Here is a 22,585-nt window from a genome sequence, read left to right as displayed (position 1 = left end):
ATGAGCATCCCCCGTTTCACTGACATCGCACTGGGAGGCGCGGCCCCCGCGGACGCAGCCACCCAGTTCGAGGCGCTGACGGAGTCGGCCGGGCAGTCCGCCGGCTGGCAGACGCCGGAGCACATCCTGGTCCCGCCGCTGTACGGCGATGCCGAGCTGAAGGGCCTCGACTTCCTCGAGACCGCGCCCGGTATCCCGCCGTTCCTGCGTGGCCCGTACGCCACCATGTACGTCAACCAGCCGTGGACGGTCCGCCAGTACGCGGGCTTCTCCACCGCCGAGGAGTCGAACGCCTTCTACCGCCGCAACCTCGCGGCCGGCCAGAAGGGCCTGTCGATCGCCTTCGACCTGGCGACGCACCGTGGCTACGACTCGGATCACCCGCGTGTGTCGGGCGACGTCGGCATGGCCGGCGTGGCCGTCGACTCGATCCTCGACATGCGGCAGCTGTTCGACGGCATCCCGCTCGACCAGATGTCGGTGTCGATGACCATGAACGGCGCAGTGCTGCCGATCCTGGCCCTCTACGTCGTCGCCGCCGAGGAGCAGGGCGTCAAGCCTGAGCAGCTGGCCGGAACCATTCAGAATGACATTCTGAAGGAGTTCATGGTCCGCAACACCTACATCTACCCGCCGCAGCCGTCGATGAAGATCATCGCCGACATCTTCGCCTACACCTCGGCGAACATGCCCCGGTTCAACTCGATCTCCATCTCCGGCTACCACATGCAGGAGGCGGGCGCGACGGCTGACATCGAGATGGCCTACACGCTGGCCGACGGCGTGGAGTACATCCGCGCCGGCGAGTCGGTGGGCCTGAACGTCGACGCGTTCGCGCCGCGGCTGTCCTTCTTCTGGGCCATCGGCATGAACTTCTACATGGAGGTCGCCAAGATGCGCGCTGCGCGTCTGCTGTGGGCGCGCCTCGTGCGGGAGTTCGGGCCGAAGAACCCGAAGTCGATGTCGCTGCGTACCCACTCGCAGACCTCCGGCTGGTCGCTGACCGCGCAGGACGTCTACAACAACGTGGTCCGCACCTGTGTCGAGGCGATGGGCGCGACCCAGGGTCACACCCAGTCGCTGCACACCAACGCCCTCGACGAGGCCATCGCGCTGCCGACGGACTTCTCCGCCCGCATCGCCCGCAACACCCAGCTGTTCCTGCAGCAGGAGTCGGGCACCACGCGCACGGTCGACCCGTGGGCCGGTTCCGCCTACGTCGAGAAGCTCACGGAGCAGCTCGCCCGCAAGGCATGGGAGCGGATCCAGGAGGTCGAGGCCGCCGGTGGCATGGCCAAGGCCATCGAGGCCGGCATCCCGAAGATGCGCATCGAGGAGGCCGCGGCCCGCACGCAGGCCCGCATCGACTCCGGCCGTCAGCCGGTGATCGGCGTCAACAAGTACCGGCTCGACAACGAGGATGCCCTCGAGGTCCTGAAGGTCGACAACAAGGCCGTGCGCGAGTCCCAGATCGCCAAGCTGGAGCAGCTGCGCGCCGAGCGCGACGAGGCCGTCACCCAGGCCATGCTGGAGCGCGTCACCTGGGCGGCCGCGAACCCGGATCCGACGGATCCCGACCGCAACCTGCTCAAGGTCGCGATCGACGCGGCCCGCGCCAAGGCCTCCGTCGGCGAGATCTCCAGCGCACTCGAGAAGGTCTACGGGCGCTACACCGCGCAGATCCGTACCATCTCCGGTGTGTACAACAAGGAATCCGGTTCGTCCGAGTCCGTCGAGAAGGCCCGCGGCCTCGTGGCCGACTTCGAGGCGAAGGAGGGGCGTCGTCCCCGCATCCTGATCGCCAAGATGGGCCAGGACGGTCACGACCGTGGCCAGAAGGTCATCGCGACGGCCTATGCCGACCTCGGCATGGACGTCGACGTCGGTCCCCTGTTCCAGACCCCCGAGGAGGTCGCCCGCCAGGCCGTCGAATCCGACGTGCACGTGGTCGGCGTCTCCTCCCTCGCGGCCGGCCACCTCACCCTGGTGCCCGCGCTGCGTGAGGAGCTGGACAAGCTCGGCCGCGACGATCTGATGATCGTCGTCGGCGGCGTGATCCCGAGCCAGGACTTCGCGGAGCTCCGCGAGAATGGTGCTGACGCGATCTACCCGCCCGGCACGATCATCCCGAGGCCGCCGTCGATCTGCTGACGAAGCTGATCGATCAGATCGAGGACTGACCACCACCACCTGAGGGGCCCGGACGCATTGCGCGTCCGGGCCCCTTTGGCATCCTCCCTGCTCGCCACCGACCTATTCGGGTAAACACGAACAGACCGTAAGAACCTTGATTAGGGTCTTTCCCACGACCCAGCAGCGGCCGAATCCCTCGTCAGGAACAGGTGGTGCGAGCAGTGAGTCAGGCAACAGACAATCCAGATCTGAAGCCCAACCGGGCTGAACTGGTGATATCGAAAGGGTGGGTACAGGGCGTCGCCCTGGTCTTCGTCTTCGGATTCTTCGTGATGGGCTTCCTCGCCTATCGCACCTACACCGATTCGATGCCCCTCCCCCAGCAGGTCGTCGCCGACAGCGGCGAGGAGATCTTCACCGACGCGGATGTGACGGCAGGGCAGGAGATCTTCCTGGCGCGCGGCCTCCAGCAGTACGGATCCATCGTCGGACACGGCGCCTACCTCGGCCCCGACTACACCGCCGAGTATCTGCGCCTGGCGAGCGAGCATGTCAAGGCTGAGCTCGCCGACAACGGCGTCCAGGACCCGACCCAGGCCACCATCGACATGATGCGGGAGAACCGCTACGACGAGGCGACCGGCATCCTCGTCTACACCCCGGAACAGGCCAGCGCGTTCCTCGAGATCCGCGACTACTACGCCGGCTACTTCGGCACCCCGACCACCGAGTTCGGGCTCCTCCCCTCGGTCATCACCGACCCGGATGAGATCCACGAGCTGACGGCGTTCTTCAGCTGGACGGCGTGGGCGGCCTCCACGGAGCGCCCGAACCAGGACTACACGTACACCAACAACTGGCCCCCGGAGCCGCGCGTCGACAACAAGCCGACGGCTGACATCCTCGTCTGGTCGGCCATGTCGCTGATCGCGCTGCTCGCCGGCCTCGGCGCCCTCTTCGCGGTCTACGGCCGGTGGAGCCGCAAGATCGGCTGGAAGAGCAGCGAGGTCCCTGCGCTGTCGTTCAAGCAGCCCGGACAGGTCGGCATCACCAAGTCGCAGAAGGCGACCGCCTGGTTCTTCTTCATCGTGTCGGTGCTCTTCCTCGGGCAGACACTCCTCGGCGCCGCCGTCGAGCACTACCGGGCGGAGCTGTCCAGCTTCTTCGGCATCGACCTCGCCCAACTCCTGCCCTACAACCTCGCCCGGACCTGGCACGTGCAGCTGTCGCTGCTGTGGACCGCGGCCGCCTTCCTGGCGGCGGCGATCTTCCTCGCGCCGATCATCTCCGGCCGGGAACCCAAGCGGCAGCACTGGCTCACCTACGGGCTGCTGGGCGCGCTGGTCGTGGTCGTCCTGGGCACCGTCGTCGGCACGGCCGTCTCGATCTTCGGGCCGGACTGGGCCAAGGGATCGATCTTCTTCTCGCAGCAGTGGGAGTACCTCGACCTGCCGCGCTTCTGGCAGATCCTGCTGGTGATCGGGCTGTTCCTGTGGATCGCGATCATCTACCGGGCGATCCGTTCCCGGCTGCGGACGGAGTCGAAGTTCAACATGCCCTGGCTGTTCCTGTACTCCGGGCTCGCCATCCCCGCCTTCTACGGCGTGGGCCTGCTGGCCACGACCGACACCCAGCTGACGGTGGCCGAGTTCTGGCGGTTCTGGGTGGTCCACCTGTGGGTGGAGGACTTCCTCGAGCTGTTCACCACCGTCATGGTCGCCTACATCTTCGTGATGCTCGGCGTGGTGCGCCGCAAGATCGCCATCCAGATCATCTTCATGGACGTGATCCTCTACTCGGTCGGCGGCGTCATCGGCACGATGCACCACCTGTACTTCTCCGGCACGCCGGTGGAGCACATGGCCCTCGGCGCGTTCTTCTCCGCTCTCGAGGTGATCCCGCTGACGTTCCTGACGGTCGAGGCGTGGACCTTCCTGCAGCTCGGCTCCCGGCAGGAGTCGCGCAGTAGCATGCCGTTCCCGCACCGGTGGGCGGTCATGTTCCTGGTCGCCGTCGGCTTCTGGAACTTCGTGGGTGCCGGCATCTTCGGCTTCCTCATCAACCTGCCGATCGTGTCGTACTACCAGATCGGCACCGCGCTGACGGCCAACCATGCGCACGGCTCCATGATGGGCGTCTACGGCATGCTCGCCATCGGCCTGGCCCTGTTCGCGCTGCGCTACATGATCCCTCCCGAGCGATGGCCGGACCGGCTGGCGAAGTTCTCCTTCTGGTGCCTCAACATCGGGCTGGCCTGGATGGTGTTCGCGACGCTGCTGCCGCTCGGCGTGCTGCAGCTGTGGCACTCGGTCAACGAGGGCTACTACGAGGCCCGCACGCTCGGCTACATCGCGACGCCCGGCAACGTCATCCTCGAGTGGATGCGCATGCCAGGCGACATCGTGTTCATCGCCGGCATCCTGCCCTTCGTGTGGATCACGTTCCTCGGCATCCGTCACGGCATCAAGCCGACCGTCACCGTGATGGAACCGGAGACGCTGTTCGTCATCGAGCATGACGAGGCGCGCGAGGACCGCACGGGCCTCGCGGCGTCGACGGCGACGGGCGCGGATGGGGGCGCGGGTGGGGGTGCGGGTGCGGGAACCGGCGCCGCCGACCTGCCACCGAGCCGCTACGCCTCCGACCGCAGACCTCCGGCACCACCCGAGGCGGACACATGACCGGCATCGAGGTGACCGCCTGGCTGGCCGCCGGGTACGGCCTGGTCCTGCTGCTCGTCGCCTACGGGATCGACCGGCTGGCCCGCCGCGCCCAGAACCGGCTCCTCGAGCAGCGCAACGGCGGGTTCGTCTACCACGAGGACCACGACGCCTGGCTCTGCCCGGAGGACCAGTGGCTGTGGCCCAAGTCGTTCGACCCGGACAACCGCGTCATGCGGTACCGGGGCAGCCCGTCGGTGTGCAACGCGTGCCCCGTCAAGGACACCTGCACGTCGTCGAACGACGGGCGCGAGATGCGGCGGTTCGTGGACAGCTGGCCGGCCTCCGAGTCGGCCCGCTTCCACCGCGGGATCGCGTGCTCGGTGACGGTGCTGGCGGTCGCCTGGCCGGCGGCGACGGCGTTCACCGTCGACGGCGCCGGCCGGCTGCTGGTCCTGGTCACGGCCGTGGCGATCGCCGTCGGTGCGTTGCCGTTGTGGTCGCACCTGCGTCGGACCCCCGCCGACCCGCTCGGCGCCGTCGTCCGCACGCTTGACGAGACGCTCGCCGAGCGCGAGGCTGCGGCGGCGGCCCTGCTACGACGGCGCACCAGCTACGCGTCCGACAGGAGGGCGAACCATGCCGACTGAACTCACCGTGACCCTCGTGGTGGTGGTCGTGCTGATCACGCTGGTCCTCGCCTCCATCCGCATCGTGCGCGAGTACGAGCGGGTGGTGGCGTTCAGGCTCGGCAGGCTGCGGGGGCCCCTCGGCCCTGGGATCATCTGGATGTTCCCGCTGCTCGACCGGATGGTGCGGGTCGACCTGCGCGTCGTCACCCTGACGATCCCGCCGCAGGAGGTCATCACGAAGGACAACGTGACGGCCCGCGTCAACGCCGTCGTGATGTTCCGAGTGACGGACCCCGTGCAGTCGGTCATGTCGGTCGAGAACCACGCCGTGGCCACCTCGCAGTTCGCCCAGACCACGCTGCGCTCCGTCGTCGGCCGCGCGGACCTCGACACCCTGCTGGCACACCGCGCCGACCTCAACGAGGACCTCAAGCACTCCATCGCCGAGCAGACGGAGAAGTGGGGCGTCGAGGTAGCCGTCGTGGAGATCAAGGACGTGGAGATCCCCGAGATGATGCAGCGGGCGATGGCGCGGGAGGCGGAGGCCGAGCGCGAGCGTCGCGCGAAGGTGATCAGCGCCCACGGCGAGCTGCAGGCCTCGCACGAGCTGCGTGACGCGGCGCTGACGCTCAGCGAGGCCCCGGCCTCGTTGCAGCTGCGCTACCTGCAGACACTGCTGGAACTGGGGGCGGACCAGAACTCGACCGTCGTGTTCCCGCTCCCAATGGACATCATCGGCCCGCTCGTGCGGGCCGTCGACCAGGCCACCTCCGGCGGCCATGCGGAGCCGGCGCCCCCGGCCCCGCAGCGGAAGCCCGGCCTCGCCGTCGTAGACCGCAATCTGGAAGGTGAATCCCGATGAGTCAAGCAGCAACCGAACCAGTCATCACCCCTGGGCGGCCCATCCGGCTCGAGCCGACCGCCCCGGGCTTCTGGATGACGATCCTCGGGGTCGCCATCGCGGCCCTGGCTCCCCTGCTGGGGTTCCTCACCGGCAGCTCGTTCGGGCGGCCGGACGGCGACGTCGCCGTCGACCCGCTCTACTGGGGTCTGTTCGCCGGCGTCCTCATCGGCGCGCTCGGCGTCCTGCTGGCCATCATGGGCGGCGTCCGGCTGTGGCGACACACGCACCGGGAGCCGGTTCCGGGCGTCGGCAGGGAGCCGGTTCCGGTCGACGGCGGACCGGTTCCGATCGACGACGGGGGTGCCTCGTGAACTCCGGGACCGCGCCCACAAGGGCAGACTCGACGCTCCGCACCCCGGGTCGTCCGGAGACGGGCTTCCGCTCCGACGGGGCCCCGGACCGGTTCATGCGGCGGCTGTTCGGGGTCACGACGCTCGACCGGGCCGCCACCCGCGGGGCCCACAACGCCTTCCGCATCTCGGTGGTCTTCTCGGGGATCCGCTGCCTGATCACCTACCTGCTGATCCCGGTGCTGGTGCCGGTGCTCAGCCTCGCGGGCTGGGTGGCGGCGCCGGTGGGCGTCGCGCTGTGCGTCGTCGCCGTCCTCAACGGGGTGGTCAGCATGCGACGGTTCTGGCGCAGCGACCATCCGCAGCGCTGGATGTACACCCTCTTCATGACCGTCGTGTTCGTCGTCCTGGCGATCGCGCTGGTCTCCGACTTCACCCGGATTGGAGCACTGACATGAGCAGCGAACCGACGACGGACGCCGACTTCGACGTCGAGGCGTACCAGAAGGAGCACGGTCAACCGGGCGGGGCCGAGAGCGCCTTCCTGAGCGTGGTCATGTTCGCGGGGCTGGTGATCTTCGGGGTTGGCTGCTGGGCCCTCGGGGGCTGGGGCTGATCGTCGTCAGGAGTTGAGTCGTGGGCCGGGACTGAGCCGTGGGCCGGGGCTGAGCCGTGGGCCGGAACTGAGTCGTCGTCAGGAGTTGAGCAACCCCGGGGCGCCGTCACGTGCATGAATCTGGCTCTCCCGAACACTGCGCTCCACTGAGCCGCCGCTACGGCGATATGCACACAGCCGCCGCTCGACGGAGATTCATGCACTTTCAGCCGAGAATCCTGCTCGACGCAGAAGCACGGACCAGGGCACCGAGTTGAGCGAGCCCCAGCACGCCGTCACGGGCACAAATCTGGCTCTCCCGAACACTGCGCTCCACTGAGCCGCCGCTACGGCGATATGCACACAGCCGCCGCTCGGCGGAGATTCGTGCACTTTCAGCCGAGGCGCCTGCTCGACGCAGAAGCACAGACCAGCGCACAGAGCTGAGCGAGCCCCAGCCACACCGTCACGTGCACAAATCTGGCTCTCCCGAACACTGCGCTCCACTGAGCCGCCGCTACGGCGATATGCACACAGCCGCCGCTCGGCGGAGATTCGTACACTTGGGGGCAAGGATCCTGCTCGGCGGAGATTCGAGCACTTGGGGGCAAGGATCCTGCTCGGCGGAGATTCGTGCACTTGGGGGCAAGGATCCTGCTCGGCGGAGATTCGTGGACTTCAGCCGAGAATCCCTGCCCACCGGGGCCTCTCACGGCCCCCGGGACCCTCAGTCCTCCGACTTGCGCGGGCGCCCCGGGATCGCGACGACCGCCAGCGCCGCGCAGCCCAGGCCCGGGATGAGCAGCGGCGTCAACGCCCACGTGATCACGATCAGGAATCCGACGGTGGCCACCACGTAGCCAGTCCCCGCGAGATCGCCCTTTACGAAGGACGGCACGCTGCGGAAGGCCTCGCGCCACCCCACCTCGGGAGTCCACGCGGACGCTGCGATCAGCAGGGCGACGCAGAGCGCCACCAGCCCGATCCAGCCGATGGCCTGGACGACGCCCCCACCGGGGAGGGCGCCCGAGCGTGCCAGGTCGATGTCGAGCAGCAGGACGGCGCCGAGCACGCCCGCGCCCAGACCGTACGGGAGCCCGGGCACGACGCCCTGGCGCAGATCGCTCCAGAACAGGGCCATGCGGCTGTCCTCGGCGGAGACGAACCGCCTCAGGTGGCGCATCCCGGCCGCCAGTGCGGCCGGGAGCGTCACGATGAGGATGCCTGCGACCGTGATGAGGAGCCCGGTGAGGAGCACCTCGGCGAAGAGCCCGAAGGCGCTGCCCGCCCCCGGGTTGACCCGGGGCTGCCAGTCGGAGCCGACCGGCCCGGAGCCACTCTTCTCCGCGCGGCTGGCTGCTCTGGCCTCGCGCCGCCGGGCCTTCGGGGTGTCGACCATGGTCGGCACGCTACCCCTTGAGTCCCTGCGTGGCCACGCCGTCGACGAGGAAGCGCTGGAACACGATGAAGAAGATCAGGATCGGGAGCAGCGCCACGAACGAGGCCGTGACCGTCGCGCCGTAGTCGCTCGACGACGTCTGGTCGTTGTACAGACGCAGCGCGATCGGGAGCGGGTAGTTCTCGGGGCTGGTCAGGTAGAGCAGCGGGCCCAGGAAGTCGTTCCAGCTCCAGATGAACGCGAAGATCGTGACGGTGATCAGGGCCGGGCGGACGAGCGGCAGGATGACCGACCAGTAGATCCGCAGGTGGTTGGCACCGTCGATCCGGGCCGCCTCATCCAGCTCGGGCGGCATCTGCCGGACGAACTGCACAAGGAGGAACACGAAGAACGCCTCAGTGGCCAGGAACTTCGGCAGCACCAGCGGCCAGAAAGTGTCGACCAGGCCCATCGCGTTGAACATGATGTACTGCGGGATGATCACGACGTGGAACGGCAGCAGCAGCGTGCCGATCATCGCGGTGAAGAAGATCCCCACGCCCTTGAACTTGATACGGCCGAAGGCGTAGGCCGCCATCGGAGCCGAGAGCAGCTTGCCGATGACGGCGAGCGAGGCGAGGATGAACGAGTTCAGGAAGAAGCGCCACATCGGGACGCCGCCGATACCCTCGGTCACCTTCAGGTAGTTCGCCAGCGTGGGCGAGTTCGGGATGAGACCCGGGTTGGAGCCGAACTCCGAGTTCGGCTTGAACGTCGACACGAACAGCCACACCAGCGGGTACAGCACCACGCAGGTCAGGGCGATCATGAGCGCGAACCAGGCGACGGTCTGCCACCGCTTGCGCGTCATCTTCTTGCGGGGCTGGGCGGGCGCCTTGGCGCGGGCCGGCTGGGTGTCCTGGACGGAGGTGGCTGTGGTGGTCATCGAGAATCTCCCGAGTAGTGCACCCAGGACTTCTGCGTCCTGAAGAGGATGGTGGCGATGATGGCGACGACGATCAGGAGGACCCAGGCCATGGCGGCCGCGTAGCCCATCTGTCCGTCGGAGAAGCCTCGCTTGTACAGGTAGACGGTGATGAAGTTCGTCATGCCGGCTGGGCCGCCGGAGCCGCGCGAAATGATGTAGGCCGAGGCGAACACCTGGAACGCGCCGATGAGGCCGAGCAGCAGGTTGAAGAAGATCACCGGGGACAGCATGGGGAGCGTGACGGTGCGGAAGCGACTCCAGGCACCGGCGCCGTCCATCTCAGCCGCCTCGTAGAGTTCCTTGGGGATCTGCTTGAGGCCTGCGAGGAAGATCACCATCGTGGCGCCGAACTGCCACACGGCAAGGATGATCATCGCCGGGAGCACGAGGTTGGGGTTGCCCACCCAGCCGCCGAGGTGGATGCCGATGCTGCTGAGGAAGCTGTCGACGGGGCCGTCCGAGTTGAACATGGCGCGCCACACGATGGCCACCGAGACGGAGCCGCCGATCAGCGACGGCGCGTAGAAGGCCGAGCGGAAGAAGCCGCTGCCCCGCTCCCGGTAGTTCAGGAGCATCGCGACGAGCAGCGCGGCGCTCAGCTGGATCGGGGTGCCGACCAGCACGTAGGTCAGCGTGATCTTCGCGGAGTGAATGAACTGCGGGTCATGGGTGAAGAGCCGGACGTAGTTGTCGAAGCCGATCCACTCGGGAGCCTTGAAGAGGTTGTACTTGGTGAAGGAGAGGTACAGCGAGTACACCATCGGCAGAAGGGTCAACCCGAAGAAACCGATCAGCCAGGGCGTCAGGAAGCCGTACCCGGCGACCGTCTCCTTGCGTTTGAAGGCCCGCTGCCCGGGCCGCAGTTGTTCCTTGGTGCTCATGCACGCTCCGTTCGTAGGACTACCGGCGAGAACGAGGGGCCCGGGCAGGGTCGCCCGGGCCCCTCACTTGCTCACTGGTTGAGGACGATGTCCATCTCGGTGAAGAACTGGCTGACAGCGTCATCGACGGAGACGGTGCCGAAGGCCAGCTCGGTGCCGAGCAGACGGAACTTCTCCTCGAGCGTGCCGTAGCCGATGATCGGGACGGGCGGGGCGTCGCCGAGACGATCGGCGATGTTCTCCTGGTGCTCCTTGATCTTGGTGCTGATCGGGTCGAGATCAGCGGCGGCGAGGGCGGTCGCCGAGGCCGGGAGGCCGCGGTTGGTGCCGAAGATCTCGCCGGCCTTCGGGGAGTTGATCAGGTAGTTGACCAGGACGGCGGAAGCCTCAGCCTGCTTGGTGCTGGCGGAGATGACGTGCAGCATGGACGGCTTGAGGTACAGGTCCTTCGCGCCCTCCTCGGTCACCGGCGGGGCGACCAGGTTGAGCTCGGTGTACTCCTCGCCCAGGTTGCCCAGGTAGCCGCCACCGAAGTTGTCCCACGTCATTTCACTGACGGTCAGGGCCGCGTCGAAGGCGGACAGCGGGGCGACCTCTTCGAGGCGGGTCTGGCCGATGACGGCGCCGCTCTCGCGGACCTTGGCGCCCTCGTTCCAGAACGCCTTCAGGTCGTCCTCGGTGAAGTTGGCCTTGCCGTCGGGCGTGAACAGGTCCTTGCCCTTGGCGCGCTGCTGGATCTCGAAGTTCTGGATGCGGCCGGTGTAGTCGGTGCCGCCGTACATCTCGACACCCTTGCCCTTGGCCGTCTCGGTGACGTTGGCCATCCAGGCGACGTAGTCATCCCACGAGGTGCCACCGGGGTAGTCCTCGACACCCAGGTCGGTGATCAGCTTGGGGTTGGTGAACATGCCCCAGGCGTTGGTCGAGGTGGGGATCGCGACGGTGACGTCGTTGACGACGCCGATCGAGAGCATCTCGGGCGAGAGGGGCTCGGTGTCGATCGTGGTGCCCAGGTAGGGGGCGAGGTCGAGCAGCAGGCCGTTCTCGGCGTACTGACGCAGGTACGAGTAGTCGAACTGCATGACGTCGGGCAGACCGCCGCCGGCCGCCTCGGTCTGGCGCTTCTCCCAGAACTCGGGGAACCCGAGGAAGGAGACGTTCACCTTGATGTTGGGGTATTCGTTGTTGAACTCGGCGAGCACCTTGTTGTAGAGCTCGGCGCGCACGTCGTTGCCCCAGAAGGCGAAGTTGAGCTCCGCCTTCAGGTCGGCCGGGGCGGTGGTGCCGGGGGCACCCGTCGGGGCCGTGGTGGGCTCCTCGGTGGCGCCGTTACCGCAACCGGTGAGCGCCAGGGCCGCAGCGCTGGCCAGGGCCACCACGCTGAGCATCCGCTTCTTGAACATCCTTGTCCTCTCGTTCATTGAGATTCACATCCTGCGCCTGAACATCCACTGTTCCCGGCTCCCGCAGTCCGGTCCCGGAATGCGCTTTCCATTAAGGTACAGGCCGGGAAAGCGTTTCGCAACCGGGGGGTTTGATTCGTTTCATAACGGTTTGGTATCAATCCACCCCTCCCCTGTGTGCGCTCACAGGACCGCCCCCTCCCGGCCCGAGCCGCCCGAGGTGTCGACGCGCTTACCAGGGTGGAGACGGCGAGCGCCGGGCCCCAGCGGGACCCGGCGCTCGCCGTCGTCGGATGCTGCGCCGATCAGCGCTCGGAGGCCGGACGCATGTCGGCCACGGGGCTCTCGAAGCCCTTGCGGTGGGTGGGGTGCTGCGCCAGGTCCGCTGGGGTGATCCGTGCGCCGTCCGCCGCGGCGGAGGCGTAGATCGCGGCCACCATCTCGAACGACCGCGCCGGCTCGTCGGCCGTGGGCGGCAGCGGGGCGCCGCTCAGGAGGGCGTCGAAGACGTCGCGAAGCAGCGGGGCGTGGTCGCTGCGCTCCTCGTGCTCGGGCAGCGCCCAGCTGGCCGCCTCGTCCTCGTACCCGGGCGCCGGGGTGATCGACCAGTTCTCGTGCCCGTGGCCGTAGAGGTGCTCGACGGTGATCGTCGCCTTCTGCGTGTCGATGCGCACCGAGCTGATCTGACGCGGGGCGACGGCGCTGCTGACGACCTGGGCGACGACGCCGTTGGCGAACGTGATGGTCGCCGTCGACGTGTCCTCGGTGTTGGTCTCGCGGTCGAGGCGCCAGAGGCGGCCCTCGACGGTCGCCCAGTCGCCGAGCAGGAAGCCGAGCAGGTCGAGCTGATGGATGCCGTGGCCGAGCGTGGTGCCTCCGCCTTCGGTCTCCCACTTGCCGCGCCAGGGTACGGCGAAGTAGTCGGTGTCGCGGTACCAGAGGGTCTGGCACTGGGCGAGCAGCGGGCGTCCGAGCTTCCCGTCGGCCAGCAGGCCGCGGAAGTGGGCAGCTGCGGTGCCGGTGCGCTGCTGGAACACCACGGCGAGCTGCCTGCCGGCCTTGTCGGCGGCGGCGCGCATCTCGTCGAGTTCGTCGAGGGAGGGCGCCGGGGGCTTTTCCACGATGACGTGAGCGCCGGCGGCGAACGCGGCGAGCGTCTGGACGCGGTGGACTCCTGGCGGGGTGCAGATCAGGACCACGTCAGGATGTTCGGCGGCCAGCAACTGGTCGAGGGTGTCGTAGACGGCCGGCCCGCCCCACTTCTCGGCGAAAGCGTCGCCCTTCGAGCGGGTCTGGTTCGTCACCGCGACGAGTTCGGCGTGCGGGTGCGCCTCGATGGCGCGGGCGTGGAAGTGGGCAATGGCGCCGGTGCCGACGATGGCGCAGCGGAGGGTCTCGGTCATCGGGTGATCTCGGTTTCTTCGATGGTGTTTCGGGTGGCGCGCAGTTCGGCCACGAGCGCGGTGCCGACGGTGTCGGCGAGGGATGCCACCTCGGCGTCGCCGACGACGACGGCCGCGGACAGCACCAGGGTCTCCCCCGGGACGAGCGGGGTCTCGGTGTAGAAGAAGGGCGCAGGGTTGAGCCCCGCGTACTCCTCGCTGCGGGCGAACCACGGGTTCGGCGCCTCTGCACCGTCGAGGACGAGGACCCCCGCGGAGCGGTCGGGTGCCACGAACGCGAGCCACGGGCCGGGCTCGCCGCGCGCCTCGTCCCCGGCGAGGCCGGCCGGGGAGAGGATCTCGCCGCCCTGGAAGGTGACGGGGCCGCGCCAGAAGATGCCGCAGTAGCCGGCGTTCTCCCGCCCCTTCGACGTGGGCGAGCCGAAGCCGAGCACGCCGTCGGTGAGGTTGCGCAACGCGCTGTGCCAGGTGAGGGCCCAGGTGCCGTCGTCGATGCTCCGGGCGGTGAGGGTGCGGCGCTCGACGATGACGGGAGAGCCGTCCTCGGCGGTCCAGTCGAGGATCTCGACGATGCGGGCGACCCCGTCGCCGTCGACCTCTGCCAGCTCGAAGCCGCGGTGCGTCTGGGCGCCGTTGTTCGGGAGTTGGACGTAGCCCTCGCCGTGCACGTAGGTGGGGCCGCCCCAGAAGTTGTGCTTCCCGACCACGGGCAGCGCGAGCGAGAGGCCCTTGTGCCAGACGTGGTCGTCGGGCCGGTAGGCCGTCACGGCTGCGCCCGACGTGGTGGCGAGCAGCGCGTAGGGCCTTGGCGATTCGAGCTGCACCTCCGTCGGGGCGTGGACGTAGGAGGCGACGGTGACGTCGCCCGCGAGGACGGTCAGCGTGCCTGGTGTGGTGGTGTCGATTCGCATGGAACCTCCGCGATGAGGGGGATGCGTCCCAGATTAGGGCATCCGGCCACGGGGAGGAAAGCGCTATCCCCTAGGGTGGTGCCACACGATCCGACGACGGAGGCGACGATGACGTACCACCTGGCAGGCGACTCGACGGTCGCCCCCATGAAGGAGCCCGAGCGGCCCATGTCGGGCTGGGGGCAGTTCCTGGGCGACTACGTCGACGCGCCCGTTCGCAACCTCGCCTTCGGCGGGGCCACGACCGAGTCGTTCATCGCCTCCGGGTCGTGGGACGAGCTGATCGGCGAGGTACGCGACGGCGACACCGTCGTCATCCAGTTCGGCCACAACGACCAGAAGGAACCCGAACTGCTGGCCTCGCGAGGCGGATACACCGACAGGCTTCGCCGCTTCGTCGCCGAGACGCGGGCGCGGGGAGCCGTCGCGGTGCTGTGCACGTCGTGCGAGCGGCGCTGGTTCGACGGCGACGCCGTCACCCCGACGCACGGCGACTACCCGAACGCCGTCCGCGACCTCGCGCATGAACTCGATGCGGGCCTCATCGATCTGACGGTGTTCACGACCTGGCTCTACGAGGACCTGGGCGACGAGGCGTCGCGCGGACTGCTGAGCCACTACGCGCCGGGCGAGACAGCCGCCTGGCCCGAGGGACTGACCGACAACACGCACTTCCGGATCGAGGGGGCGCGGAAGGTGGCGGCGTTCGTGGCCCGGTCGCTGCGGGCGCTGGAACGGCGCGACGGCGACGGCCCGACGATGGGCTCGGCGCTGATGGCGTAGCCGTCCTGCTCGACGTCGAGGCCGGGCGGCTGCGGCCCTCGGGGAGCCCGTGCACGAATCTGGCCCCACGTGCACGAATCTGGCTTCCCCGTGCATTCGTCTGGCTCAGGCCGCCGCTCCGTGCATATGCACACAGCGGCGGCTCAGCGGAGAAACGTGCACGGGGCCCCCCGGCCGGGTCAGATGGCCTGGTCAGGCGGCCGGTGCCCACCGGGTCAGACGGCAGGCGCCAGGCCCAGTTCCTCCATCGTCACAGCGCGGCCCGACGCCAGCGACTCGTTTGCCGCGATCCCGACGGCGACCGCCCGGACCCCGTCCAGGTAGCCCGCAGCCCGGCCCAGCGGATCGTCAGACAGGCGCAGGTCACGCCGGAAGACGTCCATGAGGAGGATCGCGTCGCCGCCCCCATGACCGCCGATGCCCGCGGGCACCGGGATCCCCTCTGCCGCGCCCCAGTGACGCTGCACGACGAGCCGCTCGCCCTCCGGACGCGAGGTCGTCACGCCCGGGCCGTCCGGGTTGGCCGACGCGTCGAGCACGACCTCACCGTCCTCCCCGATCAGGACGGCGCCGCGCTCGACGACCGTCAGCTCCGCCCGGCCCTCGGTGCCGTTGACGGCGACGGTGTACCCCTCCCAGGGCGAGTGCGCGTTCAGCGAGTACGACATGCGGGCGCCGGAGCGGTAGTCGACGACCAGCGACATGTTGTCGTAGATGTCGATGCCGGGGCCGAAGACGTCGCGGTCACGCAGGTAGCCGTCGTGGTGCTCGGCATCGAGGTAGAGGGCCTTCAGCCGCGGATCGCGCGTCAGGTCGAGCGCCCACGGGTCACGGCCGGCGCCGGTGCCCCGTTCGGGCCGCTCCCCCAGGCCGCGGGCCGCCGCGTTGGCGGCGCCGTAGAACTGTAGGCCGGCCGAGGCGAAGACGCGGGCCGGAACGTCGTCCAGCCACCAGTTCACCAGGTCGAAGTGGTGGGCCGCCTTGTGGATGAGCAGGCTGCCCGAGTTCTCCCGCTGCCGGTGCCAGCGACGGAAGTAGTCGGCGCCGTGCACCGTGTCGAGCACCCATTCGAAGTGCACGCTCGTCGGAGTGCCGATGGCGCCCGAGGCGATGACCTCGCGCAACGTCGAGTTCCGCGGGGCATAGCGGTAGTTGAAGGTCATCGTCAGGTCGCGGCCCGTCGCCGCGACGGAGTCGATGATGTCGCGACACTGACCGGCGGTGGTGGCGAGCGGCTTCTCGACGACGACGTCGACGCCGGCGGCCTGGGCGCGGGTGACGAACCCGGCGTGGGTGTAGTCCGGGGTCGTGATGACGACTGCGTCGACGCGCTGCTCGGCGATCATCCGTTCGAGGTCGTCCGGCCCGTACTGGGGCAGTCCCGCGGGCCCGCCCAGACCCAGCGCGTCACCTGCTTCCGCGTCGTAGACGCCCATGCGGCCGGGGTTCGTGTCGCACCAGGCGACCAACTCGGCGACGTCCGCGTGGTCCCCCGTGATCGCCGACACGTACATGCCGGAGCGGTGCCCGGTTCCGATGACGGCGAAACGACGGCGCGCGCGGCCCTCGGGGCGGGCGCGAAGCGGGGAATGACGCCGGCGTCGGGCGTCGACGACGCGGAGGATGCCGGCCGGGGCGCGGTGGGGTTCTGGTCGGTCACGGGCTGCTGGGACACAGGAGCGCCTCTCATTCTCGGGCTAAGTGATCGTTCACTCTGAACGCTAGTGATCGATCACAAGGTGTGTCAAGATGGCACGGTGAGCACAGTTCCGCGCCCCGGGCGCCCGGTCACCATCCGTGACGTGGCCCAGCGGGCGGGGGTCTCGCACCAGACCGTCAGCCGCTACCTCCGCGCGGATGCCACCGTCAGGGAGTCCTACCGGGACGCCATCGCCGCCGCCATCGCGGATCTGGACTACCAGCCGAACCTCGCGGCCCGCGCCATGCGGACCCGACACACGGGCCGGATGGCCGTTCTCCTCCCCGAGGGGCCAACGGCCAGCTCGGGCGACGTGCTGCGCGGGGTGTCCGGCGCCGTCCGCGAGGCCGGCTTCACCGTCGACGTGGTGGCGCTCGGCGGCAGTCCCGACGAGCGGCGGCGCCGGGCGCTCGACCTGCTGGGCTCCGGCCTGTTCGAGGGCGTGCTGGCGCTGACACCACTCGGTCTCCCCGCCCCCGGCGCAGGGGCGCCCACCGTCGTCGAGTTTCCGCTGTACGACGACGACCTCCACGGCATCGGGGAACTGGCGACCGCCGCCCCCATTCGCGAGCTCGTGGCGCGCCTCGCGGCCGCCGGGCACCGAGGCTTCCTGCACCTGGCCGGGTCGTACGAGCACGAGTCGGCCTGCGCCAGGCGCGACGCCTACCTGACGGCGGTCGCGGAGCTGGGCCTCGACGACCGCGGGGTCGTCGAGTGCCACTGGGATCCAGCGGTGGCGATGCACGCGGTGGCCGACCTGCCCGCCGACGGGGGCGTCACCGCCGTCATCGCGGCCAACGACCTGCTCGCCCTCGGAGCGGTGCGCGGGGCCATCGGGCGCGGCTGGCGGGTCCCGAGGACCTGAGCGTCACAGGCTTCGACACGGGCACCGTCGCGGGATGGACGACGCCGGCGCTGACCAGCGTCGCGATCGACCACACCGAGGTCGGACGGCGGGCAGGCGCCAGCCTGCTGCGCGCCCTCGGCCTCGAGCCGACGGAAGCCGCCGCCCCCCTGATGTCGCCGGTCTGGCGTGAGTCGACGGGCCCCGCCGCACATGCCTATTGACAATCGATCGGTATCGATCGAGGCGCCCCTGACTGCCGCCGGCTCCGACCCGGCTCACCCCTCCCGCGCGGTCAGCCCGCCGACGCGACGCTGGGCGAGCCGGCCAGCCCGTCGCCCGCGGGGCGTTCGCGCTCCTCGACCGCCGCTGCCAGCAGCGTCCTCAGCTCGGCCATCTCAGCGCGCAGTTCCTCCACCTGGTCCTCACCAGCCGGGGCAGGCACGCCGGCAGAGACGGTGACCCTCTCCAGGACCCAGGAGGTGAGCAGCGCCGTCACCACTCCGAGGAGCGCGAGGCCCACCAGCGTCAGGAGGAACGACACCGCCCTGCCCGCGTCGGTGACCGGATGGACCCCCTCCGCCCCGACCGTCGTGACCGTCCCAACAGACCACCACAGCGCATCCGGGAAGCTCCGGATCGGGCCGCTCCCCCCTCGTTCGACCTCGAGGACGGCGAGGCTGGCCACGAAGACCGCAAGGACGGTGCCGAAGACGGCGTAGGTGGCCACGCGCCCGCGGGTCGCGGCCCCCGCTTCCCGTTCGGCCAGGATCAGGAGGGCAACGAACTCGACGAGTTGCAGCGGGCGGAACATCGGCAGCAGGACGATGACCAGGTCGAGGAGGTGCCGCCGGAACCAGTGCCAGCGGCGCTCCGCCAAGACCAGCCGCACCGCGTAGTCGGTGGCGAACAGTGCCCACAGCACGATGAGGAGCGGCCTGGCGACGGTGAGCGCCCACCACGAATCGGGGTCGATGACCTCGAGCGCGAAGGTCAGCAGGAACAACGCTCCAGCGACCACGAGCGGCCACTTCGTCCACCGCTCCCATCGGACAACCTTGTCACCGTACATGCCCTCCGATTGTGCCCCAGGGCGACGTGGGAAAGGGCGAGGCGGGACCGGACGCGCGGGCGGCCGGCCACGGCAAACCCCCTAGCCAGTCCCGCATGCCCCCGGCCGCGCCTGCCCAGCCTCACGAGTCGACCTTCGTCTCATTTCCCCGGCCTTCCCTTGCGTCACCACCTCCGGGCAGGCTACGTTCCTCGGAAAGCGATTACCCAAGGTCGGGTCGCTTTATCGACATCCCCCTCACCCGCGCCCCCACACCACCGACGGTGTGGCCGGCAGGAAAGGAACGGGCAAGGTGCCCAGACACACCTCTCCCCTCATCCATCCAGCAGGACCGGACCCCCGCCGTCCCCTGCGCAAGCTCGCTGCGACCACCGCGGCCCTGGCCCTCGGGGCCTCCTTCTTCGCCGCCGCCCCGCAGACGGCGAACGCCGACCCCGCTCCGACGGTCCGCTCCATGGAGTACCTCACCCGCGGCCTCGTCGCCGCCCAGACCGAGGGAGGCGTCTTCCTCAGCTGGCGTTTCCTGGGCGACGAGCCCGATGCCATCTCGTGGAACGTCTACCGCCAGGACGGTGACGCCGACTTCGCGCGCATCGCCACGGTCGCGCCGCGCGACGTGCAGCCGGAGAGCGACTACGCCACCAACCCCGGCGTCGTGAAGGAGGACGTGACGCCGTCCAACTACCTCGATCCCGACGGCACCGTCGCGTCCGTCTACGAGGTCGCTCCCGTCGTCAACGGGATCGAGGGTCCCCGTCAGGGGCTCAGCGTCCCCATGCTGTCGGCGCTGGGCTCCCCGGCCCAGGCCGATCGGGGCGCGGCCCACTACATCCCGCTCAAGCCGGCGCCCGAGCCGGTCCAGTTGGCCCACTTCACCTACCGCGACAAGCGGTTCGGCCCCGGCACGAACCTGAACGCGGCTGAAATGGTCGTCCCCGGCACGGAGGGCGAGCACTGGTTCGTCGTGGATATGGACCTCCTGCGCGCCTTCCGCGAGCCGCACGCCAACGGCACGCCCGTGACGGCGGCCGACCTGGACGGCTGGGTCGAGAAGCTCAACTCCTACAACGGCGAGACCTGGCAGCCCACCGCCTCCCTCGGCGCCGACGGCGTCATCTCCGACGCCCTCTACGCCGAACTCGAGGCGAAGTTCGTCACCTACGTGGAGAACCTCGACTCCGGAACCAGCCTCCCGTACGCGAAGACGGGGTCGGGCGCGATCCACACCTCGCTGAGCGCCCCCTACGCGACGGAGGACATGACGGTCGGCGACTTCGACGGCGACGGCGAGTACGAGGTCGTCGTCAAGTGGCGCTCCACGCAGCAGGACCCGATGTACTCGGAGCCCATCTTCAACGGGTCCAACACGACCACCGCGCCGGAGTACATCGACGTCTACAAGCAGGACGGCACGCTGCTGTTCCGGGTCGACATGGGCTACAACGTGCGCGCGGCCAACGGCCACGAGACCACGCTGTTCGCCGGTGACTTCGACTCCGACGGCCGTTCCGAGCTGATGCTGAAGACCGGCCTCGGCACCCGCATCGGCAACTGGGACGAGGCATCGCAGAGCGTCGTCTACCCCGACACGGCCGCGACCGTCGTCGGCGGCGCCGACGGCCTCAAGTCGACGCAGCCGAAGTTCCAGGAGTACTTCGCCGCAGGAGACGAGCAGTCGCTCGACACGTACTGGTCGCTGCTCAACAGCTTCACCATCTCCTACCGCAGCCCCATCGCCGGCGGCGGCAACGACGGGCCCAACAACCCGGCGATCAAGCGCTGGATCAAGACGTACCACGTCGGTCCGATCGGCGAGGCCAAGGACGACCAGGAGTTCTTCTCCGCGTTCGAGTGGGACGAGGGCGCCGGCAAGGGCGTGCTCGTCGACAGCGCCGCCTACCCGCACACCTACGCGGGCAGCGTCGACGGCGACGACTGGGCCATGACACCCGCCACCCAGCGCGGCAACTACGCCTACCTCGCCTTCCCCGGCCCCGGCACCGACACGCCGGACAGCTACAAGGCGCAGATGATGGATCCGTCGCAGGCGTACTGGCTGACCGATCCGTGGAAGGCGGCCTCGTGGGGCGACGCGCAGGGCAACCGCGCCAACCGGTACCTCGGCGTCGTGGCCAACCTCGACGGCACCCACACCTCCGCCGTGTCGCAGCGCGGGTACTACGCCCGCACCGCGTTCGCGGCGTACACCGTCGTCGACGGCGAGGTCGTCCTGCAGGCCGCGTTCGACTCGGCGGATCCTGACGACTGGGCCCTGGGCGGCAGCGCCTACGACTACCAGAACCGCGGCAACCACTTCACGACCTCGGCCGACCTCGACGGGGACGGCAGGGACGAGATCGTGATGAAGGCGATGGTCCTGGGGCTGAGCGCCGACGGGAAGGAGATCGAGCCCCTCGTCCTGAACGGGGACGTCATGCCCACCATTGCGGGCATGGACGGGAAGGCGCCCGCCGTCGGCGTCTTCGAGTTCGCCACCGATGAGGTCCGCAACAACCCGCTCAACGAGTGGGCGCCGCTGCGTCACGGTGACCGCAGCGCCCTGCTGCCCGTCGATGCGGACGACAAGATCATGCACTTCTCGGGCAGCGAGGAGCACCTCTACGACGACCTCCGCAACGGCCGCCACTACGGCTGGATCCCCGGCCCGGAGGCGCACGACCCGCTGAAGGGCCGACGGCTCGGCAGCGACGGCGAGATCGTCGTCGAGAACTCGATGATCTACGGCCGGTACCAGCAGAGCGACGACGAGGGCAGCGTCGCGGGCAACTTCTCGAACCGCTGGCCGGGCGCCCAGGCCGGGTCCGCGGCCTCGACCCGCGAGGTCAGGAGCCTCGTCGACGGACGCGTCCTCACCACGACGGCCACGGCCCGCGGCATCGCCCAGGGGCTGAATGCCATCTGGTTCGGCAGCGGCCTGACCCACATGGCCGTCAACGGCGCGAACATCAGCACCGTCAATGACGAGACCTTCGCGGCGACGCAGTACCTGGCCACCGGGCTCACGTCGACGGGAAGCAAGAGCACGCCGACCCTCAAGGCCGATCTCCTCGGCGACTGGCGCGAGGAGCTCGTGTTGCGGGCCTCCGGGAACCGGCTGGCGATCGTGACGACGCTGGCGCCCACCCAGTACGGCATCCGCACCCTGATGCACGATCCGATGTACCGCAACGGCGTGGCCAACAAGAACACCGGCTACGACCAGGTCGGCTTCGCGAGCTTCTACCTCGGCGACGAGGCGGAGCTTCCGTCGCAGCGGACCGACATCACCGTCCCGCAGCGCGACCTGACCGCCCCGACGGTGACCGTCAAGACGGGCGCCGGCGAGACGATCGGCACCGCCGAGGATGGCTACGAGGTCGTCTCCTTCAAGCTCTTCGATGAGCACAAGGTGGACCGGCTCACGCTGAACGGGGTCGAGAAGGACCTGGTCGACAACACGTGGTCGGACCTCAACGGGGTGCGACCGGGTGTCTTCGGCGCGGTGCTCGGCGCCAACGAGCTGCGGGTCTTCGACGTGGCGGGCAACGTCACGACGGTGACCTTCACGCTGGTCGAGCCGGCGCCGCCCGCCCATCCTGCATGGGACGCGAAGGCCACCTACGACACCGGCGACACCGTCACCCACAACGGGAAGACCTACGTCGCCCAATGGTGGACCCGCAACCAGACCCCCGGCACCACCAACACCGGACCCTGGATGGAACAAGGCACCCTCGTCCCCGCCGCAGGAGACGACATCCGCACCTGGACCAGCTCCTGGACCTACAAGGGCGGAGAAACCGTCGCCCACAACGGCCACACCTGGAAGGCCAAGTGGTGGACCCGCAACCAGACCCCGGGCACGCCCCACGGGCCCTGGGAGGACCTCGGAACGTACTGAGCACGACGTGACTGAGGCGGGGTCGGTCCGCGTGGACCGGCCCCACACCCGTCTCCGGGTCCCCCGGGTTCGGGGACGACGAAGGGCCGGTCCCAGCAGGACCGGCCC

Annotated in this window: 15 protein-coding genes and 3 pseudogenes; 10 read left to right on the top strand and 8 right to left on the bottom strand. The window is 69.2% G+C overall.

Features of this window, described 5'->3' with window-relative positions:
• From scpA to H9L22_RS16755, 7 genes and pseudogenes are all read left to right on the top strand, one after another.
• Positions 1 to 2,180: pseudogene (gene scpA / locus H9L22_RS16785) on the top strand (methylmalonyl-CoA mutase).
• A 222-nt stretch (positions 2,181 to 2,402) separates the two neighbouring features.
• A pseudogene (locus tag H9L22_RS16780) lies at positions 2,403 to 4,646 on the top strand (nitric-oxide reductase large subunit); the annotation flags it as partial.
• 164 nt (positions 4,647 to 4,810) lie between these two features.
• On the top strand, positions 4,811 to 5,443 hold the full coding sequence (locus H9L22_RS16775; protein WP_187720892.1) for a hypothetical protein: 633 nt from the start codon (positions 4,811 to 4,813) through the stop codon (positions 5,441 to 5,443).
• Positions 5,433 to 6,287 (top strand): SPFH domain-containing protein, encoded by an 855-nt coding sequence (locus H9L22_RS16770; protein ID WP_187720891.1) that lies wholly within the window; start codon positions 5,433 to 5,435, stop codon positions 6,285 to 6,287. The genes H9L22_RS16775 and H9L22_RS16770 overlap by 11 nt, the downstream gene beginning before the upstream one ends.
• On the top strand, positions 6,284 to 6,640 hold the full coding sequence (locus H9L22_RS16765) for a hypothetical protein (RefSeq protein WP_187720890.1): 357 nt from the start codon (positions 6,284 to 6,286) through the stop codon (positions 6,638 to 6,640). Before H9L22_RS16770 ends, H9L22_RS16765 begins: the two co-directional genes overlap by 4 nt.
• On the top strand, positions 6,637 to 7,077 hold the full coding sequence (locus H9L22_RS16760) for a hypothetical protein (protein ID WP_226965949.1): 441 nt from the start codon (positions 6,637 to 6,639) through the stop codon (positions 7,075 to 7,077). Before H9L22_RS16765 ends, H9L22_RS16760 begins: the two co-directional genes overlap by 4 nt.
• Complete coding sequence (locus H9L22_RS16755) at positions 7,074 to 7,235, top strand: hypothetical protein (RefSeq protein ID WP_187720889.1); 162 nt, start codon at positions 7,074 to 7,076, stop codon at positions 7,233 to 7,235. The genes H9L22_RS16760 and H9L22_RS16755 overlap by 4 nt, the downstream gene beginning before the upstream one ends.
• Before the next feature lie 706 nt (positions 7,236 to 7,941).
• Here H9L22_RS16755 and H9L22_RS16750 read toward each other — a convergent pair.
• From H9L22_RS16750 to H9L22_RS16725, 6 genes are all read right to left on the bottom strand, one after another.
• Positions 7,942 to 8,613 (bottom strand): hypothetical protein, encoded by a 672-nt coding sequence (locus tag H9L22_RS16750; RefSeq protein WP_187720888.1) that lies wholly within the window; start codon positions 8,611 to 8,613, stop codon positions 7,942 to 7,944.
• Positions 8,614 to 8,623: 10 nt separating this feature from the next.
• Positions 8,624 to 9,538 (bottom strand): carbohydrate ABC transporter permease, encoded by a 915-nt coding sequence (locus H9L22_RS16745; RefSeq protein WP_187720887.1) that lies wholly within the window; start codon positions 9,536 to 9,538, stop codon positions 8,624 to 8,626.
• Positions 9,535 to 10,461: a carbohydrate ABC transporter permease gene (locus H9L22_RS16740; protein ID WP_187720886.1), complete on the bottom strand. Its 927-nt coding sequence runs from the start codon at positions 10,459 to 10,461 to the stop codon at positions 9,535 to 9,537. The genes H9L22_RS16745 and H9L22_RS16740 overlap by 4 nt, the downstream gene beginning before the upstream one ends.
• A gap of 71 nt (positions 10,462 to 10,532) precedes the next feature.
• Complete coding sequence (locus H9L22_RS16735) at positions 10,533 to 11,882, bottom strand: ABC transporter substrate-binding protein (protein ID WP_226965948.1); 1,350 nt, start codon at positions 11,880 to 11,882, stop codon at positions 10,533 to 10,535.
• Between the two features lie 287 nt (positions 11,883 to 12,169).
• The gene (locus tag H9L22_RS16730; RefSeq protein ID WP_187720885.1) at positions 12,170 to 13,267 is read right to left on the bottom strand and encodes a Gfo/Idh/MocA family protein; all 1,098 of its coding nucleotides are present in this window, start codon (positions 13,265 to 13,267) and stop codon (positions 12,170 to 12,172) included.
• Positions 13,264 to 14,178 (bottom strand): DUF6807 domain-containing protein, encoded by a 915-nt coding sequence (locus H9L22_RS16725; protein WP_187720884.1) that lies wholly within the window; start codon positions 14,176 to 14,178, stop codon positions 13,264 to 13,266. The genes H9L22_RS16730 and H9L22_RS16725 overlap by 4 nt, the downstream gene beginning before the upstream one ends.
• A gap of 108 nt (positions 14,179 to 14,286) precedes the next feature.
• Between H9L22_RS16725 and H9L22_RS16720 the strand changes: the two genes are divergently transcribed.
• Positions 14,287 to 14,961, top strand: a complete 675-nt coding sequence (locus H9L22_RS16720) for a rhamnogalacturonan acetylesterase (protein WP_187720883.1) — start codon at positions 14,287 to 14,289, stop codon at positions 14,959 to 14,961.
• Between the two features lie 215 nt (positions 14,962 to 15,176).
• Here H9L22_RS16720 and H9L22_RS16715 read toward each other — a convergent pair whose 3' ends face one another.
• Entirely contained in the window at positions 15,177 to 16,499 is a 1,323-nt protein-coding gene (locus tag H9L22_RS16715; protein WP_226966348.1) for a Gfo/Idh/MocA family protein, read from the bottom strand.
• A 186-nt stretch (positions 16,500 to 16,685) separates the two neighbouring features.
• Here H9L22_RS16715 and H9L22_RS16710 point away from each other — a divergent pair.
• Positions 16,686 to 17,728, top strand: a pseudogene (locus H9L22_RS16710) (LacI family DNA-binding transcriptional regulator).
• A gap of 71 nt (positions 17,729 to 17,799) precedes the next feature.
• Here the strand turns inward: H9L22_RS16710 and H9L22_RS16705 are convergent.
• Positions 17,800 to 18,576, bottom strand: a complete 777-nt coding sequence (locus tag H9L22_RS16705; protein ID WP_187720881.1) for a potassium channel family protein — start codon at positions 18,574 to 18,576, stop codon at positions 17,800 to 17,802.
• 292 nt (positions 18,577 to 18,868) lie between these two features.
• Between H9L22_RS16705 and H9L22_RS20090 the strand changes: the two genes are divergently transcribed.
• Positions 18,869 to 22,477, top strand: a complete 3,609-nt coding sequence (locus H9L22_RS20090) for a rhamnogalacturonan lyase family protein (protein ID WP_320060561.1) — start codon at positions 18,869 to 18,871, stop codon at positions 22,475 to 22,477.
• Positions 22,478 to 22,585: the final 108 nt, after the last annotated feature.

Origin of the sequence: Tessaracoccus defluvii (assembly GCF_014489575.1) — a bacterium.
Taxonomy (GTDB): domain Bacteria; phylum Actinomycetota; class Actinomycetes; order Propionibacteriales; family Propionibacteriaceae; genus Arachnia; species Arachnia defluvii.
The sequence above is the reverse complement of the archived record's forward strand: the minus strand, read 5'-3'. Positions and strand labels throughout refer to the sequence as shown.

Excerpts from the sequence above, each read along its gene's own strand:
- H9L22_RS16775 (WP_187720892.1), top strand. The coding sequence starts at position 4,811 with ATGACCGGCATCGAGGTGACCGCCTGGCTGGCCGCCGGGTACGGCCTG.
- H9L22_RS16770 (WP_187720891.1), top strand. The coding sequence starts at position 5,433 with ATGCCGACTGAACTCACCGTGACCCTCGTGGTGGTGGTCGTGCTGATC.
- H9L22_RS16765 (WP_187720890.1), top strand. The coding sequence starts at position 6,284 with ATGAGTCAAGCAGCAACCGAACCAGTCATCACCCCTGGGCGGCCCATC.
- H9L22_RS16755 (WP_187720889.1), top strand. The coding sequence starts at position 7,074 with ATGAGCAGCGAACCGACGACGGACGCCGACTTCGACGTCGAGGCGTAC.
- H9L22_RS16750 (WP_187720888.1), bottom strand. The coding sequence starts at position 8,613 with ATGGTCGACACCCCGAAGGCCCGGCGGCGCGAGGCCAGAGCAGCCAGC.
- H9L22_RS16745 (WP_187720887.1), bottom strand. The coding sequence starts at position 9,538 with ATGACCACCACAGCCACCTCCGTCCAGGACACCCAGCCGGCCCGCGCC.
- H9L22_RS16740 (WP_187720886.1), bottom strand. The coding sequence starts at position 10,461 with ATGAGCACCAAGGAACAACTGCGGCCCGGGCAGCGGGCCTTCAAACGC.
- H9L22_RS16735 (WP_226965948.1), bottom strand. The coding sequence starts at position 11,882 with ATGAACGAGAGGACAAGGATGTTCAAGAAGCGGATGCTCAGCGTGGTG.
- H9L22_RS16730 (WP_187720885.1), bottom strand. The coding sequence starts at position 13,267 with ATGACCGAGACCCTCCGCTGCGCCATCGTCGGCACCGGCGCCATTGCC.
- H9L22_RS16725 (WP_187720884.1), bottom strand. The coding sequence starts at position 14,178 with ATGCGAATCGACACCACCACACCAGGCACGCTGACCGTCCTCGCGGGC.
- H9L22_RS16720 (WP_187720883.1), top strand. The coding sequence starts at position 14,287 with ATGACGTACCACCTGGCAGGCGACTCGACGGTCGCCCCCATGAAGGAG.
- H9L22_RS16705 (WP_187720881.1), bottom strand. The coding sequence starts at position 18,576 with ATGTACGGTGACAAGGTTGTCCGATGGGAGCGGTGGACGAAGTGGCCG.